26 protein-coding genes are annotated in these 25,516 nt (G+C 55.6%); 19 read left to right on the top strand and 7 right to left on the bottom strand.

Annotated elements, in window-relative coordinates; all coding sequences use genetic code 11:
- The first annotated feature begins 169 nt into the window (after positions 1-169).
- Genes GSQ86_RS20385 through glmU form a run of 3 tightly spaced genes read left to right on the top strand, consistent with a single transcriptional unit; the run spans position 170 to position 4,599 of the window.
- A complete protein-coding gene (locus GSQ86_RS20385; protein ID WP_158752009.1) occupies positions 170-1,708 on the top strand; it encodes a pitrilysin family protein in 1,539 nt (512 codons plus the stop codon).
- Complete coding sequence (locus tag GSQ86_RS20380) at positions 1,705-3,186, top strand: pitrilysin family protein (RefSeq protein WP_158752008.1); 1,482 nt, start codon at positions 1,705-1,707, stop codon at positions 3,184-3,186. The genes GSQ86_RS20385 and GSQ86_RS20380 overlap by 4 nt, the downstream gene beginning before the upstream one ends.
- Complete coding sequence (gene glmU, locus GSQ86_RS20375) at positions 3,187-4,599, top strand: bifunctional UDP-N-acetylglucosamine diphosphorylase/glucosamine-1-phosphate N-acetyltransferase GlmU (RefSeq protein ID WP_158752007.1); 1,413 nt, start codon at positions 3,187-3,189, stop codon at positions 4,597-4,599. It abuts the gene before it with no gap.
- Here the strand turns inward: glmU and GSQ86_RS20370 are convergent.
- The gene (locus GSQ86_RS20370; protein WP_158752006.1) at positions 4,596-5,138 is read right to left on the bottom strand and encodes a sigma-70 family RNA polymerase sigma factor; all 543 of its coding nucleotides are present in this window, start codon (positions 5,136-5,138) and stop codon (positions 4,596-4,598) included. The genes glmU and GSQ86_RS20370 overlap by 4 nt on opposite strands.
- Positions 5,139-5,475: 337 nt before the next feature.
- Here GSQ86_RS20370 and GSQ86_RS20365 point away from each other — a divergent pair, with 337 nt between their 5' ends.
- Both GSQ86_RS20365 and GSQ86_RS20360 read left to right on the top strand, forming a co-directional pair.
- Positions 5,476-6,576 (top strand): HD domain-containing phosphohydrolase, encoded by a 1,101-nt coding sequence (locus GSQ86_RS20365; protein WP_158752005.1) that lies wholly within the window; start codon positions 5,476-5,478, stop codon positions 6,574-6,576.
- A gap of 20 nt (positions 6,577-6,596) precedes the next feature.
- A complete protein-coding gene (locus tag GSQ86_RS20360) occupies positions 6,597-6,884 on the top strand; it encodes a 4a-hydroxytetrahydrobiopterin dehydratase (protein ID WP_158752004.1) in 288 nt (95 codons plus the stop codon).
- A gap of 9 nt (positions 6,885-6,893) precedes the next feature.
- Here GSQ86_RS20360 and GSQ86_RS20355 read toward each other — a convergent pair whose 3' ends face one another.
- Positions 6,894-7,103, bottom strand: a complete 210-nt coding sequence (locus tag GSQ86_RS20355) for a hypothetical protein (protein ID WP_158752003.1) — start codon at positions 7,101-7,103, stop codon at positions 6,894-6,896.
- Between the two features lie 391 nt (positions 7,104-7,494).
- On the opposite strand from GSQ86_RS20355, the gene GSQ86_RS20350 reads away from it, so the two are divergent.
- From GSQ86_RS20350 to GSQ86_RS23185, 5 genes are all read left to right on the top strand, one after another.
- Positions 7,495-7,941: a CYCXC family (seleno)protein gene (locus tag GSQ86_RS20350; RefSeq protein ID WP_158752002.1), complete on the top strand. Its 447-nt coding sequence runs from the start codon at positions 7,495-7,497 to the stop codon at positions 7,939-7,941.
- A gap of 58 nt (positions 7,942-7,999) precedes the next feature.
- Positions 8,000-8,650: a dTMP kinase gene (tmk, locus tag GSQ86_RS20345; RefSeq protein ID WP_158752001.1), complete on the top strand. Its 651-nt coding sequence runs from the start codon at positions 8,000-8,002 to the stop codon at positions 8,648-8,650.
- A gap of 7 nt (positions 8,651-8,657) precedes the next feature.
- Positions 8,658-10,052: a cytochrome P450 gene (locus tag GSQ86_RS20340; protein WP_254062514.1), complete on the top strand. Its 1,395-nt coding sequence runs from the start codon at positions 8,658-8,660 to the stop codon at positions 10,050-10,052.
- Positions 10,053-10,166: 114 nt separating this feature from the next.
- Complete coding sequence (locus GSQ86_RS20335; RefSeq protein WP_254062513.1) at positions 10,167-11,228, top strand: DNA polymerase III subunit delta'; 1,062 nt, start codon at positions 10,167-10,169, stop codon at positions 11,226-11,228.
- 271 nt (positions 11,229-11,499) lie between these two features.
- On the top strand, positions 11,500-11,907 hold the full coding sequence (locus GSQ86_RS23185) for an RNA chaperone Hfq (RefSeq protein ID WP_216841226.1): 408 nt from the start codon (positions 11,500-11,502) through the stop codon (positions 11,905-11,907).
- Positions 11,908-11,911: 4 nt separating this feature from the next.
- Here GSQ86_RS23185 and GSQ86_RS20325 read toward each other — a convergent pair whose 3' ends face one another.
- Positions 11,912-12,973 carry an L-threonylcarbamoyladenylate synthase gene (locus tag GSQ86_RS20325; protein WP_158751999.1) on the bottom strand — a complete coding sequence of 354 codons (1,062 nt, stop codon included), beginning with the start codon at positions 12,971-12,973 and terminating at the stop codon, positions 11,912-11,914.
- An 83-nt stretch (positions 12,974-13,056) separates the two neighbouring features.
- On the opposite strand from GSQ86_RS20325, the gene cyaB reads away from it, so the two are divergent.
- The 5 genes from cyaB to GSQ86_RS20300 all read left to right on the top strand — a co-directional run bounded on the left by cyaB (position 13,057) and on the right by GSQ86_RS20300 (position 16,634).
- Positions 13,057-13,635, top strand: coding sequence for a class IV adenylate cyclase (gene cyaB, locus GSQ86_RS20320; RefSeq protein ID WP_158751998.1), 579 nt, complete (start codon positions 13,057-13,059; stop codon positions 13,633-13,635).
- A gap of 93 nt (positions 13,636-13,728) precedes the next feature.
- Positions 13,729-14,085, top strand: a complete 357-nt coding sequence (locus tag GSQ86_RS20315) for an energy transducer TonB (RefSeq protein WP_158751997.1) — start codon at positions 13,729-13,731, stop codon at positions 14,083-14,085.
- A 29-nt stretch (positions 14,086-14,114) separates the two neighbouring features.
- Entirely contained in the window at positions 14,115-14,966 is an 852-nt protein-coding gene (locus tag GSQ86_RS20310; protein ID WP_158751996.1) for a hypothetical protein, read from the top strand.
- Complete coding sequence (locus GSQ86_RS20305; RefSeq protein ID WP_158751995.1) at positions 14,866-15,846, top strand: methyl-accepting chemotaxis protein; 981 nt, start codon at positions 14,866-14,868, stop codon at positions 15,844-15,846. The genes GSQ86_RS20310 and GSQ86_RS20305 overlap by 101 nt, the downstream gene beginning before the upstream one ends.
- 128 nt (positions 15,847-15,974) lie before the next feature.
- The gene (locus GSQ86_RS20300) at positions 15,975-16,634 is read left to right on the top strand and encodes a nuclear transport factor 2 family protein (RefSeq protein ID WP_158751994.1); all 660 of its coding nucleotides are present in this window, start codon (positions 15,975-15,977) and stop codon (positions 16,632-16,634) included.
- A 70-nt stretch (positions 16,635-16,704) separates the two neighbouring features.
- Here GSQ86_RS20300 and GSQ86_RS20295 read toward each other — a convergent pair whose 3' ends face one another.
- A complete protein-coding gene (locus tag GSQ86_RS20295) occupies positions 16,705-17,484 on the bottom strand; it encodes a hypothetical protein (RefSeq protein WP_158751993.1) in 780 nt (259 codons plus the stop codon).
- A gap of 261 nt (positions 17,485-17,745) precedes the next feature.
- Entirely contained in the window at positions 17,746-18,507 is a 762-nt protein-coding gene (locus GSQ86_RS20290) for a hypothetical protein (RefSeq protein WP_158751992.1), read from the bottom strand.
- Between the two features lie 325 nt (positions 18,508-18,832).
- Here GSQ86_RS20290 and GSQ86_RS20285 point away from each other — a divergent pair, with 325 nt between their 5' ends.
- Complete coding sequence (locus tag GSQ86_RS20285) at positions 18,833-19,435, top strand: HD domain-containing protein (RefSeq protein WP_158751991.1); 603 nt, start codon at positions 18,833-18,835, stop codon at positions 19,433-19,435.
- 4 nt (positions 19,436-19,439) lie between these two features.
- On the opposite strand, the gene secA is transcribed toward GSQ86_RS20285, so the two are convergent.
- Entirely contained in the window at positions 19,440-22,427 is a 2,988-nt protein-coding gene (gene secA / locus GSQ86_RS20280; RefSeq protein WP_158751990.1) for a preprotein translocase subunit SecA, read from the bottom strand.
- Positions 22,428-22,492: 65 nt separating this feature from the next.
- A complete protein-coding gene (locus GSQ86_RS20275; RefSeq protein ID WP_254062512.1) occupies positions 22,493-23,845 on the bottom strand; it encodes an Hsp70 family protein in 1,353 nt (450 codons plus the stop codon).
- Between the two features lie 90 nt (positions 23,846-23,935).
- Here GSQ86_RS20275 and GSQ86_RS20270 point away from each other — a divergent pair, with 90 nt between their 5' ends.
- From GSQ86_RS20270 to GSQ86_RS20260, 3 genes are all read left to right on the top strand, one after another.
- Positions 23,936-24,217: a hypothetical protein gene (locus GSQ86_RS20270; RefSeq protein WP_158751989.1), complete on the top strand. Its 282-nt coding sequence runs from the start codon at positions 23,936-23,938 to the stop codon at positions 24,215-24,217.
- Positions 24,178-24,537: a serine O-acetyltransferase gene (locus GSQ86_RS20265; RefSeq protein ID WP_158751988.1), complete on the top strand. Its 360-nt coding sequence runs from the start codon at positions 24,178-24,180 to the stop codon at positions 24,535-24,537. The genes GSQ86_RS20270 and GSQ86_RS20265 overlap by 40 nt, the downstream gene beginning before the upstream one ends.
- 140 nt (positions 24,538-24,677) lie before the next feature.
- Positions 24,678-25,508: a hypothetical protein gene (locus GSQ86_RS20260; protein ID WP_158751987.1), complete on the top strand. Its 831-nt coding sequence runs from the start codon at positions 24,678-24,680 to the stop codon at positions 25,506-25,508.
- The last annotated feature ends 8 nt before the right edge of the window (positions 25,509-25,516 follow it).

Below are 25,516 nucleotides of genomic sequence, written 5' to 3'. Positions count from 1 at the left end.
ATACTAAGGCGCCCTGCGGCGGGTCAAGCGTGCACGTCTTCCTATGTAATGAGATGTATTTTTCAGCATGAAGAACCTTAAACCTGAAGCGACTGTTTGACACGCCATTCGCACACGGGTAGCGTCAAAATAGTTCGGAACAGATTTATTCTGTTGTGTTTGAGGTCGCATGAGATTTTCTTTCGCTGTGTGTTCGATTGCTTTGCTATGTGGCTTTGCGCTGGCTGCGCAGGCTCAGGATCTCTCCAGCTTCGAGAAGCGCGTCACCACCAAGGTGCTGCCCAATGGGCTGACGCTGATTGTCTGCGAGCGGCCTGAGGCTCCTGTCTTTTCGTATTTCACGATCGTCGATGCGGGAGATGCAAATGATCCCGGCGGACAGTCGGGCATCGCGCATATGTTTGAGCACCTGGCATTTAAGGGCACAAAAGACATCGGCACCACCGATTATGCCGCTGAAAAAGTGGCGCTCGATAAGGTCGAGGAGGCGTATGCCGCCTATGACACCGAGTACCGCAAGCGCGTGGGGCGCGACGAGCAGAAGCTGAAGACGCTGCATGCGGCCTTCGAGCAGGCGCAGGGGGAAGCGCAGAAATTTGTGATTCCTAACCAGTTCACCGAGATTGCGGAATCCAATGGCGCGACCGGACTCAATGCCCAGACGAGCCTCGACGACACGCAATACTACTGGAGCATGCCATCCAACCGGCTGCAGCTCTGGGCCTATATGGAGAGCGATCGCATCGCCAATCCCGTGCCGCGCGAGTTTTATAAGGAGCGCGACGTAGTCATGGAAGAGCGGCGCATGCGCACAGATTCAAACCCCATCGGCAAGATGGTTGAGCAATTCCTGGCCGCGGCGTATGTGGCACATCCTTACCATCGTCCGGGCGTAGGCTGGATGAGCGAGCTGAGCCAGATCACGGCCACCGAAGCCGCTGCCTTCCACCAGAAATATTATGTACCGGCCAATATGGTCATTGCGGTTGCCGGCGACGTGAAGGCCGAGGAAACGATGCCGGTACTGGAGAAGTATTTCGGCGCGATTCCGGCCGGACCGAAGCCGGAAGAGATGAGCACCATCGAGCCGCCACAGGTCGCCGAGAAATCGGTGGTTCTGAAGGCTGCCACCCAGCCCCTCTATATCGAGGGCTATCACAAGCCGGATTACCGCGATCCCGACGATGCCGTCTACGACGCCATTCAGGACATCTTCTCGAATGGACGCACCTCACGGCTTTACCGCAGCCTGGTGCGCGACCAGCAGGTTGCCGCCGAGGCCGAAGGTTTCAGCGGCTTCCCTGACGTCAAGTATCCCGGGCTTTTCGCCTTCTTCGCCGCACCAAATCCCGGGCATACTCCGGAGGAGATGCGCACGGCGATCCACAAGGAGATCGACAAGCTGAAGACTACGGATGTCACCGACGATGAGCTGGCAATGTTCAAGACACGCGCGCGCGCCGACCTGCTGCGCGGCTTGGGAGACAACCAGGGGCTTGCGGAACAGCTTGCAATCTATCAATTGCGATACGGGGACTGGCGCGAATTGTTTAACCAGCTGAAGAAGATTGATGCAGTGACGAAGGCCGATATCCGCCGCGTGGCCAATAAGACCTTCGTCGAAACGAATCGCACGTACGCTATGGTGGAATTTCAGCCTCCCGCCGGTCCGCCTGCACAGCAGCAGTCGCAGGGAGGTGCGCAATGATTCGGAAAATCCGTCACTCGCACTTGGCCGCTATGCTTTTCGTGCCTCTAGCTGTTGTCGCACAGGCACCAGCGCAGCAGGCGCAGCCCTGGAAGCAAATTCCGATCCCGCCGCTACGCTCCTTTCATCCTGAGCCGCCCAAACGCATTGTGCTTAAAAACGGCCTCGTTATCCTTCTGGAAGAAGACCACGAGCTGCCATTCATCAATGGCTTTATCGAGATGCGCGGCGGGTCGCGCGACGAACCTGCAGCCAAAACCGGATTAGTCAGCCTTTACAGCGATGCATGGCGCACCAGCGGCACAGCGAAAGAAAATGGCGACCAGCTCGACGATCTGCTGGAAGCGAAAGCCGCCAAAGTGGAAACCGGCGGTGATGTGGATTCCACTTCAGTCTCCTGGTCGTGCCTGACGAAGGATGAAGATCAGGTCTTCGGTATCGCCGTCGATCTACTGGAGCATCCTGTCTTTCGGCAGGAGAAGCTGATGCTCGCCAAACAGCAGGCTGCAGCCGGAATCGTCCGCAGAAATGACGACGCCGGCGAAATTGCCGCACGAGAGGCAGCGAAGCTGGTGTATGGGCCAAACAGTCCTTACACGCGCCAGGCAGAGCTATCGACGATTAAAGCGGTCACACTCGATGATTTGAAGCAGTGGCACGACAAAACCATCGTGCCGAACAACATGATCATCGGAATCGCTGGCGACTTCGACGCAGCAGCGATGGAAAAGACCCTGCGTGACGCCTTTGAAGGGCTCCCTCGCGGTAACAATTGGCCGAAGCCAGCGGGCGAATTTCCTGGCCCAAAGCCGGGCGTTTATTTCGTGGATAAAAGCGATGTGAACCAAAGCAATGTCTACATCGTTGGTATGGGCACACTGCGCAATAATCCCGACTACTTTGCCCTGTCTGTCATGAATGAGATCTTCGGCGGCGGATTTGGTTCCCGTCTTTTCCAGGATGTTCGCACCAAGCAGGGTCTCGCCTATGCTGTCGGAGGCGGTTATGGCGCATCCTATGACCATCCAGGGATGTTCCACGTCGTAGCTGCAACCAAGAGCGCTTCTACCGTAAAGGCTACTCAGGCAATGCTTTCTCAGATCGGCGAATTGAAAACGAAGCCGTTCACGGAAGATGAACTAAAGCGAGCCAAAGATCAGGTGCTCAATTCCTTCATCTTCAATTACGACAGCAAAGACAAAGTACTTGCAGAGGCGGCGCGCCTCGAGTTCTACGGCTATCCCACCGATTTTCTCGACAAGTACCATGACAGCGTGGAGCATGTGACGGTGGCTGATCTGGAGCGCGTGGCGAAGAAGTATATCGATCCGTCCAAGCTGGCCGTGCTGGTGGTTGGCAATCAGCAGGAATTCGGCACGCCACTTACAGAACTGGGCCTGGGCGCACCTCACCCGGTTGACATTACGATTCCCGGCGCTCCCCAGCAAGGGCCGGAAGGCAATCAAGGAGAGCAGTAAATGCGGTTTGCCATTGTCATTATGGCTGCGGGCAAGGGCACGCGGCTCAAATCGAAGCGAGCAAAAGTGCTGCACCAGATCGGCGGCAAGGCGTTGCTGGAGCATGTGATTCACGCAGCAACACAGATTGTGCCGCCGCAGGATGTGTATGTTGTCATCGGTCACCAGGGAGGCGCGGTCCAGTCCGCAGTCTCTTCACTGGGTGTGAACTTCATCACTCAGGCAGAGCAGCGCGGGACAGGACACGCGATTCAAACAGCACGACAGGCGGTTACCAGATATGAGCACATCATTGTGCTCTCTGGCGATGTACCGCTGCTCCAACCTGAGACGATTGCATCTCTCCGCGATTTCCACCTGGCGGAACGAGCGGCTATGACTATTCTGACTGCTGTTCCGGCTGACCCGAATGGCTATGGTCGCGTCTTACGGAAATCGCCGGGATCGGCGGAGGTAGCCGCTATTGTTGAGGACAAGGCCCTTACCTCGCAGCAGGCTTCCGTTCGTGAGATCAACTCGGGCATCTATGCTTTTACCAGTAACTCGCTTTTCCAACTCATCAACGAGCTGAATACAAATAATGCACACGGCGAGTATTACCTGACCGACATGGCCCGCATCCTGGTCCAGGAAAAACAACGCGTGGTCGGCATTGAAGCCGCCAACGCGACCGAGGTGTTGGGCGCGAATACGCTGGCTGAAATGGCTGAGCTGGATGCCGCCATGCGGCTGGCAACGGCGCGCAAGCTGATGGCACAGGGCGTAACTATTTACCGCCCGGAGACTTCGGTGATCGACTCCGGAGTGACCGTTGGTCCGGATACAGTGATTGAGCCCTACGTGCAGCTTCTTGGCGATACACACGTTGGCGAAAGCTGCCGCATTCGTTCCTATTCCGTGATTGAGAACTCCACGCTGGATCACCACGTCCTGGTTCAAAATGGCTGCATTCTTAACGATTCCCACGCCCACGCCGGTGCCCAGCTTGGTCCCTACGCGCGGCTGCGTCCGGGCAGCGAGATTGGCGAGGACGCTCATATCGGCAACTTTGTCGAGACGAAGAAGACACGCATCGGCAAAGGGTCAAAAGCCAACCATCTGAGCTACCTTGGTGACGCTGAAATCGGCAGCGGGGTAAATATCGGCGCAGGTACGATCACCTGCAACTACGATGGGGCGAACAAGCACCGTACGCTGATTGAAGACTCTGTTTTTGTGGGGAGCGACACGACGCTGGTGGCGCCGATTGTGATTGGTGAGGGTTCTTATATCGCCGCGGGTTCATCGATCACTGAAGATGTTCCGGCGGATGCGCTTGCGCTTGGGCGTGCAAGGCAGACTACCAAGGCGGGATGGGCTACGAGTCGCAGAGCCCAGGTAAGAACCACAAGAGACATTGAAAAAGGCCGCTAAGCAGCGGCCCGTCTTGCTTCAATTTCAGCCAAAATACCCCTCAGACGGATTCTGGCCGAGAACAGGACACGAACCGTCTCGCTTTGCGGTATATCCACAAGGTGCGAAATAGCGTCTGGACTATACCCTTCTACTTCACGTAAAAGATATAGTAGTCGTTCCGTCGGCGGCAGTTGAAGCAGAGCCTCTTCCAGATCAGTCCGCCGGACATTTCTGCCTGTTACGGAATCCAGATTCGAAATCTTTGCGCTAGGCCCCGGAGTCAATGGAAAGCTGGAACGGAGCTCCGCAATCAGGGAATCGTCGATCACGCCTGCGTCTGGCTTAGGGTCGGACCGGAACGCACGTACGAAGCAATCCTCAAGTAATTGTTCCGCTTCGAGTTCATTCCCGGTCATGTAGTAGGAAAGGGAAAAGATGCGATGCCGGTGACTATCGTATATATCGCGTTGAACGTCTTCCATCAGGCGCTCTTCTGCCTGTGTCGCTACGATTCGAGGCGTATTGGGATCAAACAATCCACGTGCGTTGAAGCTCAAGGGTGCCCTTTCAAGCCTGAGATGGAAGGGGGTTTGTTTCTATCGTAACCGATCCACTCGAAATGAATGACTCCTACTCTCGACTGAATTTCGTATTTCAAATTTTTGATGCTATTTTGAAGTGTCGAGTCTACGAAATAATCCGTTTTCCCCAACCTGTTTTCATGGAATCGAAATTAATAGCGCAAGGTTTTAACAGACGGGTCGATGATAAGAATGGAATCGCAACCATTACGGATGACACCGTGTCCCGTCGCAGGGAAAGACCATTGGCGCTGGTAAACATGCGTCGTCTACTATCTGAACACTATCCGCAGGCAGGGTTTAAACCAATTTCATGGCTTCGGAACGAATACTAGTCGTCGATGACGAGCCCTACGTAAGGACCGTCATAGCCGCGATGCTCGAAAAGGCACAATATCGTCCCGTGCTGGCAAGCAATGGGCTGGAGGCGGTGGACCGTCTGCGTACCGATCCTCCCTATGATTTAGTGCTCTCGGACATCATGATGGCCGGCCTTGACGGGATGAGCCTGCTCGAGCGATTGCGCGATCTCCAGCCCGACACCCCGATGGTCATGGTCACAGCCATCCACGATGTGGGAGTGGCCATCTCGGCGATCCGTAAAGGTGCATACGATTATTTATTGAAGCCGTTTGAAAAAGAGCAGCTGCTTGCGACTGTGCGCCGCGCGCTCGATCATCGAAGGCTTACGCAGCAGAATTCGATGTACCAATCGAACCTGGAACAGCTGGTAGCAGCCCGTACCGAGATGCTGCGTCACGCAATTTCCGACCTTGAACGCTCCTATGACATCACTCTGGAAGCTTTGGGGGATGCGCTCGACCTGAAAGATGCGGAAACAGAGGGCCATTCCAAGCGCGTTACTGGCTATACGGTAGCGCTGGCACGGGCCATGGACCTCTCGGCGCCCGATATTCGGACGATCGCACGGGGCGCATTTCTGCACGATATCGGCAAGATGGCGATTCCGGATGCCATTCTGCTCAAACCGGGCAAGCTGGATTCCGACGAGCAAACGGTGATGCGCGATCATTGTGCGCGCGGCTACCAGATTCTTTGCAAGATTCCTTACCTGCGTGAGGCGGCCGAGATTGTCTATGCTCATCAGGAGCATTTTGACGGTTCAGGATATCCACGCGGCCTCAAGGCAGCTGACATTCCGCTCGGAGCCAGAATATTCGCCGTCGCCGATACGCTGGACGCCATCACCTCAGACCGTCCGTACCGCAGGGCAAACAGCTTCACCGCTGCTCGAACGGAAATACAAAGATGTGCGGGAACACAGTTTGATCCGCAGGTCGTGGACGTGTACCTGAGTATGCCGGACCGCCTCTGGATGGACCTTCGGAACGAGATCGGTCAGCATGCACGCTTCAGCCCCTTCACCTTCCAGAACTCTGAAATGAAGGTCTAACTACCAGCCAGGAGGTCGTGATGGCAACTCTTCGACCGGAAGAGATTCAGGAAAAGCTCAAACAACTGCATGAATGGAAGCTCGTGGACGAGGAAATTGTTCGCGAATTTAGCTTCGCGGGATTTGTCGAAGCCCTGCGTTTCGTGAATGCTGTGGGAGAAAAAGCCGAAGCGGCGGGGCATCATCCCGATATTGATATTCGCTACAACCGCGTAAAACTGGTGCTGACGACACATGATGCTGGAGGGCTGACTACGAAAGATTTCGACTTGGCCCGGACCACTGACGACATTTATTCCAAATTTTGAAGCAGTGATCTAATAAATCATGTCATCCTCAGCGGGCGTCGGGACAAAATCACTCGGCGGCTGTGGATTTTGCATGCTTGCCAGCGTTCTCCGGTTCCAAAGAGCTACCGCGATCCCCCCGAACAGGGCCGATCCCAACATGAGAAGGCTGGTCTGAAGAAGTCCATCCATTTTTCGCTTTTCTTCTTTAGATTGAACGCTTTCCGTGGTATTTTCCATTTCGGACTCCACCCTTTCATCTGATGGTTTTCGTTGCGCTTCCGCAATCGGGGCGGGAATTTGGCGAAAATTTGTATTTTTTTTTAAGAAAGCTTGAACTGGAGCCGGGTCTCGGATAAACTACATGAAATTGAAGAAAAAGTACGCGATCTCATATATTTTCTAAAATTTTGGAGCGCAAGAGACAAAAGAAGCATCTATACAAATGTAAGGTACCTCGAAAGAATTGAGCGGTGCTCTTCTGACGAGAAGAAAGTTTATAAGTTGCGTCACTGGCCTCCCGGCACGAGCTATCAAACGTTCGTGCCGTCTTTTTTTCTCTTTTGATTATCTGACAGCCACCCTCAGTGTATCTCTGCGCCCTCCCGTTCCTTGCGCTAATCTAGTGTGCATGAACCGAATTATTCCGGCTCTCGTTCTAGGTCTGGCCACCGTCGCCAGCTATGCACAATGGTCCAATCCCGCCGATGATATTCCGGCTTACCACCCGGCACCCCCCGCCAAGGCGGAGAAAATGCCTCCAATTCTCTCCGGAGATCAATTGCAGGGCGATTACTTCCGCTATCCCTGGCAGAAAAATGTCTACGAAGAGGCGGCGCAGGTGCCAAAAGTCCTCTACCAGCTCCCCTGCTATTGTCACTGCGACAAAGCGCTCGGACATACCAGCCTGCACAGCTGTTTCGAGGGTACACACGGCGCTATCTGCTCCACTTGCGCAAAAGAAGGCGCTTACGCGTACAGAATGACGAAGCTGGGCAAGACACCGAAGGAAATTCGTGAGGGCATCGAGCGGAAAGATTACGAGTCCATCGATCTCGAAAAACTAAGCGGCATGTAGGCAGCGGTTCAATTTTTGAGCGCGGCTTCGTCTGCACGACTCCTGCTACACTCGCGCCATGGGGCGTGGTTTTTTTCTCACATTTGAGGGGCTGGATGGTTCCGGTAAAACAACACAGATGCGAAAGCTGGCAGCGTGGCTGGAGAACAGACGCCATCGCATTACCGTAACGCGCCAGCCTGGCGGTACGCGCATCGGCGACCGCATCCGGCAGCTGCTGCTCGATTCGCGCACAGAAAACCTCTCTGCCCGCGCTGAGCTGGGATTAATGTTTTCCGACCGTGCGCAGGCCATTGCCGAAGTGATTGCTCCCGCGCTCGAAGCAGGGAAGGTTGTCCTTTGCGATCGCTACACCGACTCGACCGAGGCCTACCAGGGCGGCGGACGCCAACTCGGTAGCGATGTGGTGCTCAATCTGCACAACGTCATGTGCGGCGGACTGCAGCCCGACCTCACGATCCTGTTAATTCCGGATTTCGATGCATCGCTGCGCCGTGCGCGTCGGCGTAACGATCGTATGCAGAAAAGCGGTACAGATGAGAATCGGTTTGAGCGCGAGAATGAAGACTTCTACCGTCGCGTCTATGAAAAATATCGCGAGATCGCAGCACGGGACCATTTGCGTGTGGTGACAATCGAAGGCGAAGCCCCGATCGAGGAGATTCACCAGCGCATCGTAAAACTGGTAGAAGAGCGCCTGGAGCGCTGATTCCCACGTGGCTACAGCTTCCCAAATCGAGAACCGCCCTGTTATCGAAGTGCGCGGCGGCTATCGTCTTCCTCCCGGCTTAAAACGCAACCTGCCCCTGTACCTGTTCAGTCGTTTCTTCCGTCCCGGAAATCCGATTCGTCTCTTCGAATATCTGGCAGCGACTTTCGGTCGCGTTTCGAGCTATCGCATCGGTCCAAGCCGTGTAGTTGTGATAAACGATCCCGAGCTGATTCGCGAAGTGCTGATCTCACAGCCGCAGAACTTCATCAAGGAGCGCACCCAGCGGCGCATGAAGATTCTGTTGGGTGAGGGGCTCATCACAAGCGATGGTGAAATTCACAAGAGGCAACGCCGTATTGCGGCGCCTGCATTCCACCGCCAGCGCATCCAGAATTACGCCTCTTTGATGGTTGAACGCGCTGCCGCGATGCGCGATTCCTGGCAGCCCAGCGTGGAGATGGATGCGTCAGCAGAAATGATGCGGTTGGCCCTGCAAATCGTCGCGCGCACGCTCTTCAACTCCGATGTCACCAGCGACGTGCAGCAGATCAACGACGAGGTCAACGCCATCATGCGGCTTTATAACTTCCTCGTTGCGCTGCCTCGCGCGGAAGACTTGCTGCATCTGCCGATCCCCGGTCTGATGCGCTTCAAGCGCGCACGAAAACGGCTCGATGCAATCGTCTATCGCATGATCGAAGTCCGGCGCAAATCCGGAGTTGACGGGGGCGATCTGTTGTCAATGCTGCTGGCATCGCGGGACGACGAAGCCGATCACACAGGCATGACAGATGAGCAACTCCGCGATGAAGTGCTGACCATCTTTCTTGCCGGATACGAAACCGTAGCCAACGCGCTTGCATGGACGTGGCTGCTCCTCGGACAAAATCCACAGGCGGAAGCCAGACTTCATGCTGAAATTGATACCGTCCTCGGCGGAAGACTTCCTACCCTTGAAGATCTTCCCCAGCTTCGCTATGCGGAGATGGTGCTGGCCGAATCAATGCGTCTTTATCCTCCGGCATGGGCGATGGGGCGGCAGGCGACATCCGATGTCGAGATTGGTCCTTATAAATTGCCGGAAGGCACCTACATTTTCTTCAGCCAATACATCATTCAGCGCGACCCGGCGTTCTTCCCCGACCCGCTACGCTTCGATCCGGAACGCTTCACTGTAGAAAACAAGACAGGCCGTCCGCGTTTTGCTTACTTCCCTTTTGGCGGCGGCAACCGGCAGTGCATCGGTGAGTCATTTGCCTGGATGGAGGCCATTCTGACCCTGGTGACGCTAGCGCAACGCTGGCGGCTGCGTCTGGTTCCAAATCAGCGGATTGAGGTCCAACCCAAGATCACTTTGCGCCCGAAATATGGGATTCGTGTCGTTCCTGGATTGCGCTGATATTCCGCTATCTGATGAGAGCTGTTTTGCACCCGACGGAACTTGCCGCGAACGGCACTGAGCCGATACCCTCAAAGTGTGGGCTTTCGGGATTTTCTAGGCAATGAATCAGCGGTGCAGCATCTACGCGAAAGCATCGCGCAGGATAGGCTGCCGCAGGCGCTCATTCTTGCCGGACCGCGCGGATCGGGCAAGTACACGCTGGCCTTAATGCTGGCGATGGCGGCAAACTGCCTTCATCCTACCGAAACCGACGGGCTGCCCGATTTTTGCGGCGAGTGCCGCAACTGCACACGCATTGCACAGGCAATGCCGCTTGAAATGCGCGTGGAAGAGGCTGTCGCAACACGCGACGAGCTGCGCGACGTGGATAAAAAGGAAACGCGCATCCTTATCCAGACACATCCCGATGTGCTGGTGATTCCGCCTGATCCTCCGCAGCTGCTCATCAAGGTAGGGCAGGTTCGCACCGTCATCCGGGAAATCTATCGCATGCCAGCCGATGCCAAACGCGCTGTCTACATATTTACCGGCGCCTCGTTTATGAAGGAGGCAGCCAACTCGCTATTGAAGATTCTGGAAGAGCCGCCTCAGCATGCCAGTATCTTCTTGCTGGCAGAGAACACTGGCGAGCTGCTTCCGACGATCCGTTCACGCGCTGGTTTGGTGCGGCTGGGCGCTATTCCTGTAGAACAGCTTGAACAACTGATAGCGCAACGCCGTACCGAGCTTCGTCCGGCGCAGCGCTCACTCGTAGCGCGATTGGCGCAGGGCGCTGTGGGCGCGGCGCTGGGATTCGATCTCGACCGATATCTCACTTACCGGCAGGACGCACTGGTGCTGCTGCGCCATGCCACGCATGATGCAGATCATTCCACACTCTTTCGCATAACAGAAACTTATCGCGCAGGTGCCGAAGGTCAGGAAAAGACACAAGGCATGCTGCGCGCAATGTATAGCCTTCTTGAAGACGTTCTGCTTATCCAGAGCGGACAGAGCAGCTTGATTCGCAATATCGATCTGCAGGCGGAACTCACTACAATGGCCGCAGCGGTTTCCTTCGAGTGGATCGAAAACACGGCGCGCAGCATGCAAAGCGTACAGGCGGGAATGCGGCGCAATCTGCTCCGTTCGCTGGCGCTGGACGCTTTCGCCGCCGACATCGCTGTCCGCTGATCATTTACGAGAAGAGCGAGAAAACGCTTCCACATCGCTTTCTGCGAATATCTGATAAAAATGCAGGTGGTATCCACCAAAAGTTGGTTTCTCCCACCGGGTTTCTAGGCTACGATACAGCTAATACACCACAAATGTATGCGGTCACGCAGAGACGATGACCCGCCGCTGGAGTCATCCCGGAAAGGCGGAAAGCATCTTATCTTTGTAAGTATCGCTTTAAAAAACTATGGCGAACCCGTCCCCAATTCCTCTTCCGGATGCGCGCAGCTTGCGTTCGGATGATTCTGCCTCGGAGAAGATTCCGGAAGCTGCAAACGGGACCAGCATCCCGCCCGCTGGTCCGCGTAAGCTCGTTCGCCCTACTCTGCCGGAGCGCGTGCTCAAGAATCGGGCCGTCTACAGACGCGATGATTCCGGGATTCTCGCGCACCATCAGGCAATGAACCCAGCACACAATGGGCACGAGAGCACGCACGCGGAGGCTTTCTATTTTCAAAAACAGGCGCAGAGCCAGACGCCGATGGTTTTCATTCTGGAAGATGGAGAGCGCGTTGAGGGCGTCATCGAGTGGTATGACCTCAACGCGATCAAGGTAAAGAATCACAGCCGCACGCTCATCTATAAGTCCAGCATCAAGTATCTTTACAAAGCCAGCGAAAACAACTCTCGCGGCTAATGTTTTATTCCCTGCGCGCTGCTTTTTGCAGGCGGTCGCGCATGGCCGTACCAATTCCGCCGGTAGAAGGCAACGGACAGACAATCACCTCGGCTCCTGCCTTGTCGAGAAAACGCAGACCGGCAAATAGGCGCTGCGCGAGTTCTTCCGCGTCGCTCCATTTACCCCATTGATAGATGATTGTGCGATCGCTTTTTGTCAGGGGAAGAAATCCTTCAGCCAGCATCAGGCCGACGATCATTCCATTCTGCAGCTGCACTTCTACTACCTTGGTGAAGGCAGCACGCTGCATTTCTTTTTCGCCTTCTATGAGAATCAGCTTTGCTCTCGGCGCATAGTGACGCAGACCCACTCCGGGCGATGGCAGTGAGTCCGGCGTCGCCTCCGCAGTCTGGCTTGTTTCCCGGAACATGACGGAATCGACCCCGGCTGCACGAATCTGTTCGAGCGTGATAACGCCGGGACGGTAGATGACACAAGGTTCTTCGCATGCGTCCACCACTGTAGACTCAAGCCCGTGCGTGGTCTCCCCGGAATCGAGAATAGCGTCGATGCGGCCGTCGAGATCTTCAGCGACATGCTCCGCAGTCGTGGGGCTGGTACGTCCGAAACGGTTGGCGCTGGGAGCAGCGATTGGAATGCCAGCCGCGCTGATGAGCGCGTGGGCAACGGGGTGCTGCGGCATGCGTATGCCGACGCGCGGACGGCCAGCTGTGATTGCGTCGGGAACGGCTGCACCCTTTGGCAAAAGCAGTGTAAGCGGGCCGGGCCAGAATGCGTCGATGAGTTTCGCGGCATTCGGAGGTATCGATGCCGTCACTTCCGCCAACATTTTCTCGTCTGAGATATGCACGATCAGAGGGTCCCACGAGGGCCGCTCTTTCGCAGCGAAGATTTTCGCGATGGCCTGAGAATCAAGCGCACTGGCGCCAAGTCCGTATACGGTCTCTGTCGGCAGGGCGACTGTGCCGCCGCCGCGCAGAATCTCTGCCGCCCGCTGCAGAGACGCCTGAGAGGCGGGCGATGACAGATCCCGGGAATCAACGGTAAGTCTCACAGTGAGCATGGATTTATTTTAGGGCTTAGTTGGTTGTGAACAGGCGTCACGCTCACTCCATATCCCATCCGCTTATCCCCTATACTGAATACATGAGCGCTGTTGAGATCGAGGTGAAGTTCCGCGTCGCCGATGGTCCTGCGCTGGAGCGCAAGCTGGACGAACTTGGCTTTCGGCAGATTACTCCGCGCACCTTCGAAAAAAATGTATTGTTCGATACGCCGGATCGCGCTCTACGCGCGCTGCAGTCCATTCTGCGTGTCCGCCAATATGGAGAGCGCTGGGTGGTGACCCACAAATGTCTGCCAAAAGACAATGATCCTACAGGCCGCCACAAACGCAGAGTGGAGACGGAGACGGAAGTCAAAGACGGCGAGGCCATGGCAACGATCTTTACGCAGCTTGGCTATTCTTCAGCGTTTACTTATGAGAAGTGGCGGACGGAATATGCCGATCATGAAGGCCACTGCGTCATTGACGAAACACCGATCGGACTCTTCGCCGAACTCGAGGGCCCTGAAGAGTGGATCGACACGATCAGCCGCAAGCTGAAACTGGAGCCCAGCGAGTTGATTACCTTAAGCTATGGTCGCTTGTTTGAGGAATGGCGTGCTGCGACCGGCAGTGCCGCAACCGACCTGACCTTTGCTGCCATTCCCCGGCAGAGCTGACGCGGGCGGCACCTTCGTCGCTTTTCTCTCAAGCTCGTCTTCGTTCTGCCGATAAGGCCTCAAACGGCGGTTTCTCCGCCCGCGAGAGGTCCTATGAATTTCCTTCAACTCCGTAAATCTGCTTTCGCTGCTGGCTTCCAGCACACTGCTTTGCTTTTACTCGCAGCGCTTGCCTGCCTGCTTTTTTCACTGCCGGGGCATGCAGAGGATCGCCGTGTGGAAAAGCGCGTTCCTCCCGTTTATCCGGAAATTGCGAAGCGCATGCGCATTTCGGGTGTGGTGCATGTCGAAGCTTCTGTTGCCCCCGACGGCAGCGTCACAGCGGCGAAAGCCACCACGGGCAACAAGATGCTTAGCCCTGCGGCAGAAGATGCAGTGAAGCGCTGGAAGTTCGTTCCCGGCGACGGCGCAGCAACTGTAGGCATCGACATCAATTTCGAAGCGAACTAACTCATCTGTATTCCCCAAGGACAATGATCATGTCATTTACGCAGTCGCGCCTCACCAACAAACTCCGTCTCAGCACCGGCGTGCTGGTGCTGAGCATCCTGCTCGGCTCCGCTGCCGCTTATCTCAAGATGCGGCAGGCGAGCCAGCTTTCTGCTAGCGTTGCCACCGAACAGATTCCGGCGCTGACAGCGGTGCGCGACCTGCGTGTCGCCGTGCTCGACTCGTCCAATGCTTTGAAGGCATACATGCTCTTCGGCGTCGATCCCAACATGGCCAGCCGGTACCGTACCGCGCTCGACAAGAGCAGGAATGAAGCCAACCAGGCGCTTGCACGGATTCAGGACAGTCGCCAGATCGTCGACGGCCTCGCCGGTTCGGGGCAGGTCGACACCATGCTGAATGAGTATCGCGCCTTTGAACAAGGCCAGGAGCGCGTTGCCGCGATGGCGATTGGCCAGGGCAGCGACGCCACCAGCAAGGCCTACGATATGCTGCAGGGCGAGGTCTCCGATCACGAGGACAGCTTCAAAAAGGCTGCGGCCTCCGTAGTGGAAGCTACGATGAGCGGCACCAATCGCAATCTGAATGAAACGGTACATGTCATTCGACTGGAGGCGATTTATCTCTGGCTCTCCATTTTCTTCGGCGGCGTAGTTGGCTCCTTGCTAGCCGAATTCACCATTCGCCGCGTCGTGCGCTCAGTAGTCACCGTCGCCAACCTTGCGCAGCAGATTGCCGAAGGCGATCTGACGGGTGAGATGCTCCATATGGATTCCAACGATGAGGTCGGACAGCCTCGCCAGCTCGATCAACCGCATGCAGGAAAATCTGCGCGAGATGATCGGCACTATGATGGAGATTTCCAACACCGTAAATGGTGATGCCGAGAAACTGGCTCATTCGTCCACGGAATCCTTCCGCCGCATGAAGGAGCAGAGCCTGCAGACACAGCAGGCAGCAACCGCCATGCAGGAGATGTCGATCAGCATCTCTGAAGTTTCGCGCCACGCGCAGAATGCTGCCGAAAATGCGAAGGAAGCCTCGAAGACAGCACGCACCGGCGGCTCGACTGTCGAGCAGATGCTGGTCAGCATGCAGTCGATTGCTGACTCCGTTCGAAACACCGCCGCAACGGTACAACGTCTTGGCAAGGAATCCGAACAGATCATTCGCATCGTCAACGTGATCGAAGAGATCGCGCAGAAGACCAACCTGCTGGCTCTGAACGCTGCCATTGAAGCGGCCCGTGCCGGCGAACAGGGGCGCGGCTTTGCCGTCGTCGCTGGCGAAGTGCGCCGTCTGGCAGAGAGCACGCGCAACGCAACGAGCGAAATCGGGCAGATGATCGAAGGCATCCAGGTGCATACACGCTCGGCGGTCGAAGCCATGGAAACCGGCACCGGCATTGTCAACGACGGCGTAGAGACAACCACTCGCGCTGGAGAAGCGCTGCAGCGCATCATCCACATGGCCGATCAGGTGGACAGCATGATAGCGCAGATCGCCGCTGCAGCCATGCAGCAATCGGAAGCAGCGCGTCAGTCGAGCGCCAATGTCGACATCATCAACCGTCTCGGCGAAGAGAACGCCGCTTCCATTCCCGAGAGCAACTCTATCGTCAACTCGGTACAGACAGGCGCCAGACGTCTTCAGGAGCATATCGCTAACTTCAAGCTGGAAGAAGGGCGTGCGTCAATCCGTAGAACAACCGTTCCCGTTCACGGGCTTTCGATTCAGCCAGCCCCTGCCTACGGCGACTGAAGATTACGCACGTTTCACCGGAAAAGGCAGAGCCATCCAGCTCTGCCTTTTCTATTTTGGTAGACATGTATCGTCGCCTGCTTCTATCCGCCTTACTAACTACCGTGTTACCTGGTCAACGACTGCTAATGGCAGAAGATGTCACGCAGACGCTGCGGGCTAAAGATCAGGCTTTGCTTGATGCGATCGCTCCCGGGAATGTGAAAGTTTGGGATGAAGCACTCGCCAGCGGCGCTGTTTACGTGGATGAGAACGGCGTGATCATCGACCGCGCGGCATTTCTCAAGCAGCTTACCCCCCTGCCTGCCGGAGCTTCGGGAACACTTGTGATCTCTTCCTACCAGGCAACGTTGCACGGCGCTGTTGCCACGGTCATCCATACGGATGACGAGACTGAGAACTATCACGGCCAGACACTTAAGGCTCAGTATCTCTCGACCGAAACCTGGCAAAAAACTCAGAATGATTGGAAATTGCTGCAAGTCCATACCTATGCAGTATTGAAGGACCCGCCAACCCAGAAACTGAGCGAAAACGAACTGGATACTTACGTCGGACGCTACTCAGCAGGCGATCTTGTTTACACACTGCATCTGGAAGGAGACCGTCTTATCGGTCAACGTGGTGGCGGGCCACCAGTGGAATGGAATGCCGAGCTTCGTGACGTCTTCTTCATCACAGGCGATCCGCGGATTCGCAGAATCTTCCAGCGCGATGCCAGCGGGAAAATCACTGGCTTCGTCGATCGCCGCGAGAGCTGGGATCTAGTCTGGAAAAAGACCGGCTAATCAATCAGAAGATTTCTATTCATAAGAACGACGGAAAGCTTCACTCCCAATTCCCGCGGAGGATCGTCCCTTATGGTCGAGTACTCTGCGTGATCGAGTCGACGTTAGACGGTGCCGTCGGATCCACTGCAAAATCAAACACAGCGGTCGGAAAAAGATTCTGCCCCCGAGGCATGGGCGCAAGCGCATATTCACCTGGCGTCAAGGGTTCTCGCGGTGTGATTTTCTTCCAATCCGTATCATCTACTCTCTCAATTGTGACGTTGATCGCCTGACTATTTCGCGCAGCATTTCCTGTGACCTGCGTGAATGCAATTGTACTGACGATTCTCCGATCTTTTTTAGATTCAAGACTCACAAGAACCATTTCGCTCTGCGTAGAAGTAATCTCCGCCGAGGCAGCCGCATCTTCATCAGTCGATCCATATCCGCGTATGTAGATCACAGTATGAGGGTCATGCAACCGCGTATTCGCGATAGCCCCTTGAATCTCGACTGTTTGCTTTGGCTTATATACAAATGGGGCCATGTTAGCCTTTAACAGATTTGATCCAGCGTGCTTATCGATGTCGGTAGGCACATACTTCAATTGAATGAGTTGTGACTTTCCTTCGAAAACGTCTGCAGCCCATACATGTCCGGTGGTCGGCAAAGTGAGTCCGTTTTTAAGTACGATGCCCGATGCTTTAGCTGAAATGTCTTCCGGATCGGAATCCGCACTAGCCGTCGCTTCGTTTGAAATTGCGCTTTGAGAAATTGGCTGAGATTGGTGACTTAAGCGCGGACGAGTCACATCGGTCTGCTGTGCAAAGAGTCTGGAGGCAAAAGCCGCAACGATCACAATCAACATCAACCAAGGCGTTCTGAGAAAAAACCCAAGCGGTAGCGAGCACCGCGAAAATGACACTTTCATTACTGGCCCACACTTTTTAATTAAAAACGGGATTTAACAAACCGTACTGAATCAATTTCGATAAATCATTGCTTCATATAATTTAGCTCTGCAATTTCTGACGAGCAAGCTTATTTGAATGCACAAAAGCAGGAGATGTAGCGTGCTCCATTAGAGCCCGTCTCCTGCCTTGAGCGAATTCAAGATAATCTGCTGAAGCTAATGCGCTCCTACCGGTTGATAATTGGAGTTTGTCGTGGTGACCACAAGCTTCTTGGCCGTGGCATTTAGAACACTCTGCTGTACGTAGTTGGCGCCATCCGGCAAGCTGGCAAACTGCACAGCCAGAGTGACTGTGTCTTTCGGATCATCCATGTAAGTATTCACGTTTACTGAGCTGATTTTCTTCGCTGCGGTGTCAAAAGAGATGGTCATCTGGTCGCCGGGCTGTGCGTAGTCTTTGAAGACAATCGCGGCCGCGCCGGACCCTGCAGTGGCGTCCAAGGAGACTTTGCCTGCTTGGAATGCTTGCTGCATGCGTTGGGGGTCGGGCGGTAGATATTGGTTGAGCAGGGTCTTCACCTGCCCCATGTAATCCTTCATCTCACCCGTCTTCTTCGCAATGATTTTCTGCTTCATTCTGCCGCCACTGGGCGGCGGCGGTGGCGATCCCATCGGCGTCTTCTTTACCTTGCCGTCTGGGCCGTATTGGCACATGGAGAGCGACGGCAGTTTCGCATCCCCATTCAGCGTCAACTGAGTGGATTCTGTCCATTGGTACTGATGCAGTTTCTGCTGATTTTCGGCAGCCGACTGCTTGAGCGCGGCAAGCTTTTGCTGCAGATCGCCGCCCGCCTGTGCAAAGACAGGCACGCTTATAACCATTGCAGCTGAGGCGATGATGCACATCCATCGATTGTGTTTATAAGGCGCGCTCACACCTGACGGGATAGCGTTATCGACGGCATGGATTCGATTCATTTGTACTCTCCTATGACTCACAGTTCGCAAGACTCATGCGCAGGATGCGGAATCTGACTATCTCAACTGAAAGGAGGGCGCCGCAGTGCACATCGAAATATTTTTTGGAGACCTGGAAGCGCAACAATGACGCAGGAACTAATGGAAATACTTGCCCCGGTGATCTTCTCATAGAAACGCCGTTCTGCGGCAATTTCAGGGCGCACCGGTTCTACCATGTCTTCGCCGGCGATGGTTTCAGCCTTACGTGGATATGAGTGACTGCTTGCATCCCCTCCATTTGTCTCGGTGGTCCACTTCAATTACGCTGAATACGAAACCAGCCATGTCCAACGATTTCCGTACAGCCATTGCAGAATATATTCGCCACGAAGCCAAGCCGATTGAGAAGTATGGCCACCAGCCTCGTCTTTATGAACTTACCCAGCGCATAGGTGAAGGACTGTATGACGACGATGTCGTTTATGCTGCAGCGTGGCTGCACGATCTTGGAGTTTTTGTAGGACACCGCCCGGAGGATCCGGAGGCGCTGGCAAAATGGGACCACGTACGCTACGTCTGTGAGCAAGCTCCTCAGATTCTGGCTGAAGCTCGATTTCCTGCGGAAAAAATTCCTGCGGTACTCGCTGTGATTCAAGAACATCAGCCGCATGACGAGCCGACAAGCATCGAAGCGACCATCCTGCGCGACGCCGACATTCTCGAGCAACTGGGCGGCATCGGCATTCTGCGCACCGTATCGAAAGTCGGTCGCGATACGCGCTACTCGATCTTCACCGATGCGGTGAAGACTCTGCAGAAAAACCTTGAGACACTGCCGGGAAAGATTCGACTGGAAAGTACGAAACGCCTGGCAGAGCCGAGAATCGCTGCGCTCAAAAATTTTCTCGACGCTGTCAATTCCGAGGCTGCAGGCGCTCTTTTCTAAAAGTCTACGCTTCGTTGGCTCCGTGGCACTTCTTGTACTTCTTGCCGGAGCCGCAAGGACAGGGATCGTTACGTCCGACCTTATCGCCAGCCCTGCGCTGTGCAGGAGCTTCTGCGCTGCCGCCTCCAGCCATACGCGCCTGCTCCAACTCCCGCTGCTTCTTGCGCTGGAACTCGCGCTCGATCGCATCGATGGTCGTCGTAGGCTGGCGTGTCGGAACCGGAATAACCGGTCGCTCTTCCACAGCCACGGCTGAAAGCGTTTCTTGATGGGCCGCCTCAGCGGATCCCACAGCCGGAGCACGCGGAATCGCCGGACGCGGCCGCGATGGTATGACCAGCGGCTGGCCGTCTGGGCCAACAATCTGCATGAGGAACAAGAAGCGTACCGTATCCTCCTGGAAACGACCCATCATTTCCTCGAACATGTCGAAGGATTCTTTCTTGTAGGCCACCAGAGGATCCTGCTGGCCGTAGCCGCGCAGACCGATGCCCTCCTTCAAATGGTCCATGTTCAGCAGATGGTCTTTCCAAAGCCCATCGAGCACGCTGAGCATGATCATGCGTTCGTGGAAGCGCATGGCCTTATCGCCAACCACTTGCTCCTTCGCTTCGTACCGGTCCTTCAAACGGTCAAATAGCGTCTCACCAAGCTCGTGGCGGGTCATCTCGCTGATGTGAATGCCCTCAGCATCGACATCGAGACCGAATTGCCCCATCAGCTTGCTCTTGAGTGTGCTCAGGTCCCACTGGTCAGGATGCAGTTTTTCAGGAGCAGCCTCATCAAGCAGTGCGCTCAAAAGATTGGCGACGTAATCCTCAACGATCAGCTCTTTCTGATCGAGACCTTCAAGCAACTGGTGACGCAGTCCGTAAACGGCCTCGCGCTGCTTGTTCATCACGTCGTCGTATTCGAGCAGATGTTTGCGCGACTCGAAGTTCTGCGATTCGACGGCCTTTTGCGCAGCCTCGATGCGCTTGGAGATCATGCGCGATTCGATCGGCACGCCCTCTTCCATGCCAAGACGCTGCAGCAGCGTTCCAACCCACTCCTTGGCGAAGATGCGCATGAGATCGTCTTCAAGCGAGAGATAGAAACGCGATGCGCCTGGATCGCCCTGACGTCCGGCGCGTCCACGAAGCTGGTTATCGATACGCCGCGATTCATGCCGCTCAGTGCCGAGGATATGCAGGCCACCTGCGGCGATGACTGCGTCATGCTCTGAGGCTGCACTTGCCTGATATGCAGCATAGGTGCGGTCCCAGGTTTCCTGCGTAGTCTCGAATTCCTGGCCCTGATAGTAGAAGCGGAACATGCCCGGAGACGCCATCGGATTCAGAGCGCCCTCGGCTACGCTGATGGCGCGCGCCGTTCCCTTCTTTACCAGATCCTGCTTGGCTACAAATTCAGCATTGCCGCCGAGCAGAATATCAGTACCACGGCCTGCCATGTTGGTGGCGATGGTGACCATGCCCAGGCGTCCGGCCTGCGCTACGATTTCCGCTTCGCGCTCGTGGAACTTCGCGTTCAGCACGACGTGCTTCACGCCCTTGCGCTGCAGAATCTGCGAAAGCAGCTCGGACTTTTCAATCGATGTGGTGCCCACGAGTGCTGGCTGCCCGGCCTCATGCAGCTTGGCAATCTCATCGGCAACGGCAAAGTATTTTTCCTTCGCCGTGCGAAAGACCACATCCGAATTTTCGATGCGAAGCATCGGTTTGTTCGTCGGGATGACGACGATTTCAAGCTTATAAATCTTGTCGAACTCAGCAGCTTCTGTCTCTGCGGTCCCGGTCATGCCGGCAAGCTTCTGGTAGAGGCGGAAATAATTCTGAAAGGTAATCGTCGCCAGCGTCTGATCTTCGCGGCGGATGTTCACGCCCTCCTTGGCTTCGACGGCCTGGTGCAGACCATCGGACCAGCGGCGGCCCGGCATCAGGCGGCCTGTAAACTCATCCACGATGATGACTTCACCGTCCTTCACCACGTATTGCACATCGCGCTTATAGAGCGAGTGCGCCTTCACGGCGACTTCGACGTGGTGCTTCAGATCCCAGTTTTCCGGGTCGGCAATGTTGCCGATGCCAAGCAGCTTTTCGATCTTCTCCCAGCCCTCATCGGTGACGGTGATGGTCTTGTGCTTTTCATCGACCACGTAGTCGCCGGTAAGAATCTTTTCTTCGCCCTTCTCTATCTCCTCGCCCAGTTCCAGCGATGGAATGATGCGGTTCACACGCGCATATTTGTCGGTCGTCTGGTCCGTCGGACCGGAGATGATGAGCGGCGTACGCGCTTCATCGATGAGGATCGAATCCACTTCGTCGACGATGGCGAAATAGTGTCCGCGCTGCACACAATCGGACAACTCAAACTTCATGTTGTCGCGCAGGTAGTCAAAACCAAACTCGTTGTTGGTGCCGTAGGTAATGTCGGCGCCATAAGCTGCGCGGCGCTGCTGGTCATCGAGGTCATGCACGATGACGCCCACAGTCAAGCCGAGAAATTCGTAGATTTTGCCCATCCACTCGGCATCGCGCTTAGCCAGATAATCATTGACGGTGACGACGTGAACGCCGCGGCCGGCAAGCGCATTCAGGTAGCACGGAAGCGTTGCAACCAGCGTCTTGCCTTCGCCGGTCTTCATTTCCGAAATCTTGCCCTGGTGCAGCACCATGCCGCCTATCAGCTGCACGTCAAAGTGGCGCATGTGAAGCACACGGCGGCCCGCTTCGCGCACCACGGCAAATGCCTCGGGCAGAATCTCGTCAAGAACCTGCTTCTCCGCCGTCTTGCGTTCCTCGACGTCGGTGATGCCTTCCAAAGCCGCGACGATGCGCGCCTTAAATGCCTGCGTTTTGGCGCGAAGCTCGTCATCCGAGAGCCGCTCAACCTCCGGCTCCATGGCGCTAATCGTCTGGACGACGGGCATCAGGCGCTTCACCGCGCGTTCATTGCTGGTTCCAAAAATCTTTGCGAGAAGCCGACTGATCAAAGCAGAAATTCCTCAACGTATAGTGTAAATGCTTCGGCTAAAGTACGCTCTATTCTAGCCATCTTTCAGGCATGCGCCTGTGCCGGCGGCGCTGCCGAATATTTCCGGTCGCGCAGACCTTCGGCCATGAGCGCCAGGCCGTAAGCGACTGAAGTAAAAGCTTCTCCGCTATGCACTCGATCCTCTCCAAACCGCTGGGTAAAAACACGCCGCACCGCTGGTACCAGCGAGGTGCCGCCAGTGAGAAAGACGCGATCGACCTGGGCGGCCTGCACTCCTACCTTCCGCAGCAGCTCATCGAGGCTTGTTTCCATCCGTATCAGCTCGGGCGCGATCCACTGTTCAAATTCCGAGCGAGCCACAGGCGCCCGCAGATGCAAAACATCTGTGTCGAGAATAAATTCCGACTGCTCGTATTTCGAAAGATCGATCTTGACCCGTTGCACAGCCTGATGCAGCCGGTATCCTAGGTCGTGCTCTACGACAGCAGCCAACGCCGCGATCTTCTCTGGGTCCAGCGCGCGTTTCTCGGTCGTATGCAGCATGTGCATCACAGCGCGCGTTTGCAGAAATGACAGCGTATGCCAGCGCTCAAGATTGGCGTAAATCCAGGCCGGCAACGCCGGCAACACTTTGCCCATCGAGCGCGCCATCGATTCCGATCCCAGCGCCGGTGAGATCAGCCGTCGCACAATACGAGCATCGAAAGCGTCGCCTGCGATGCCTTCACCGGTATTGCCGAGCACCTGCAGCCGATCTGCACCGCGTCTTGAGGAATTCACGCGCAGCAAGGAGAAATCCGTCGTGCCGCCGCCAAAATCGCCGATTAGGAGCAGTTCATCCTGCTCCGTGGCCCCGTCATAAGCAAATGCCGCCGCAACCGGCTCCATGGCGAACTCGACATGGGTGAAGCCAGCCTGAATAAACGACCGTCGCAAACGCTCGACCGCGAAATCGTTATCCTCCTCCGACTCGGCGCCGACAAACATCACCGGCCGGCCTACCAGAGCCTGGGTGATTTCCGCACCGAAAAATTCACCGGCACGCTGGCGGAGACCGGTCAGCAGACGAGCAACCAGGTCTTCGAAGCGATAGGAGCGGCCAAACACTTCGGTGCTTATAATGTCGCGGACAGCCAGGTAGCTCTTGAGCGACTGGACCAGTCTCCCCTGAAAATCGTCGTCGAAACTATCGGTGGCCAGATAATGTTCGATGGCCTCAGCCCCTGTCCAAGCGGAGACAGGCTTGCCTGCCACGTTCATTCTTCGCTGCAGGTAAAGCAGCGATCGCGAAGAAGGAGTCAACCCCTTCGCAGAGGGAAACTGCATCATGCGGACGTTGCCGTTCTCTGCCAAAGCAACAGAGCTGTTCGTGGTGCCGAAATCGATGCCAATCATCTTTGAGAATGCGGTTTGCACTCCTTCTATTGTCGCAATAATTGAAAAAAACTTTCGTACCCTTGTGATCGACAGACAACCCGCGCTCTAATCGCCGCAGAACGCGCCGAGATGACTACTAACGATTGCCATAATGCAGGGATGAATCCTCGTGGACCGAAAAATCGGCGTGAACTGCGTCAATTCCTCGCCGACGATCTCGCCGCCTATATTCATCACCGGCAGTTCCCTGTCCGTGGATGGCGCAGCCTGGACTGGATCAGGTTTCCGGTCATTGGCTGGCAGCGGCTTCTGCGCAAGACCGAATATGTGGTCAATTCAAAGCGAGGCAAACTTTGGAAGCCCTATGCTGCATGGCGCAAGGGCAGGTTTTATGGACTTCCCTGCTGCTGAACCTTGAAATTCCGCTGAATGTTTTCGGTCCCGGGCTGACAATCGCACACCATGGATCGATCATCGTTCATCAGGGCGTGCGCGCAGGCTCGCGGTGCCGCATCCATCCCGGAGCCTGTCTCGGCATCGCGAAAGAGGGCACGCCACTGCTGAGCGATGATGTCTACCTGGGCAATGGTTCGCTCGTTGCAGGCGGCGTTGTGATCGGCGACCATGTCGTCATCGGTCCTCACTCGCTCGTCAGGCATTCTTTGGAAGACGATGCCACATGTTTCGCGGAAGAAGCGGCCATCCGCCCGCCTGCGAACGTCTCTATATGAGGGCGCAGACTTATAGGAACTTTTACCGTCAAACAGGAATGCGCGGCCCCGCCGGGTCAGCAGACTTGCCTTCTTTCGAAGCGTTCCGCGCACCTGCGGCATCAAAATGCCGTAACTTTTGACCAGCAGGGGGCAGTTAAATGGCCAAATCTAGCTATCTCTGGGCAGGGATACTGGCACTCTCGCTGACTGCTGCACATGCGCAGAACCCACATCAGATCATCCAACAGGTCGTTGATGCAGAACGCGCGGCCAACCGCGATGACCATTCTCACTGGATCTATCTCGACGATATCCGCAAGCCGAACGAACACATTCTTCAATGGGTTGCAGGCACGCAGCAAGGCGATGTGCGGCGGGTTCTGGAAAGAAATGAGCAAAAGGTCGACGAATCCCATCAAAGGGATTCCATCGATAAGTTTCTACACGACACCAGGGCGCAGAGCAAAGACGTCTCCGAGAATGCTCACGATAACCAGCAGGTCGATGACTTTCTCAAGCTTCTTCCTGTCGCTTTTGTCTGGACCCAAACAAGCGTGACGCCAAGCAATACCACCCTGCACTTCGAGCCCGAGCCAAATTTCCATCCGCCTACGCGAGAGTCACGAGTCTTCAGCAGCATGGCTGGCGACGTCGTCGTCGATAATCAGCAGCATCGCATCCGCAGCATGAGCGGCCGTCTCATCCATGACGTCACTTTTGGCGGAGGTTTACTCGGCAGATTGAAAGAGGGCAGCTCTTTTTCGCTCGAACAGGCGCAGGTCGGCGAGGCACTGTGGGAGCTGACAGCCGTGCACGTCCATCTCGAAGGGAATGCCCTACTTTTCAAGAGCATTTCACTCCAACAGGACGATCAACGTTCGAGATTCGAGCCCGAATCTCCCACCGTTACCCTCGGTCAGGCAGCGGCAGCGGTCATGAAGCAACCAGAGTCGGTTCACACGCAGAACGCCACGTTGAAAGTGAACTGACGCCAAGA

Source organism: Acidobacterium sp. S8 (assembly GCF_009765985.1).
Classification (GTDB): Bacteria; Acidobacteriota; Terriglobia; order Terriglobales; family Acidobacteriaceae; genus Alloacidobacterium.
The sequence above is the reverse complement of the archived record's forward strand: the minus strand, read 5'-3'. Positions and strand labels throughout refer to the sequence as shown.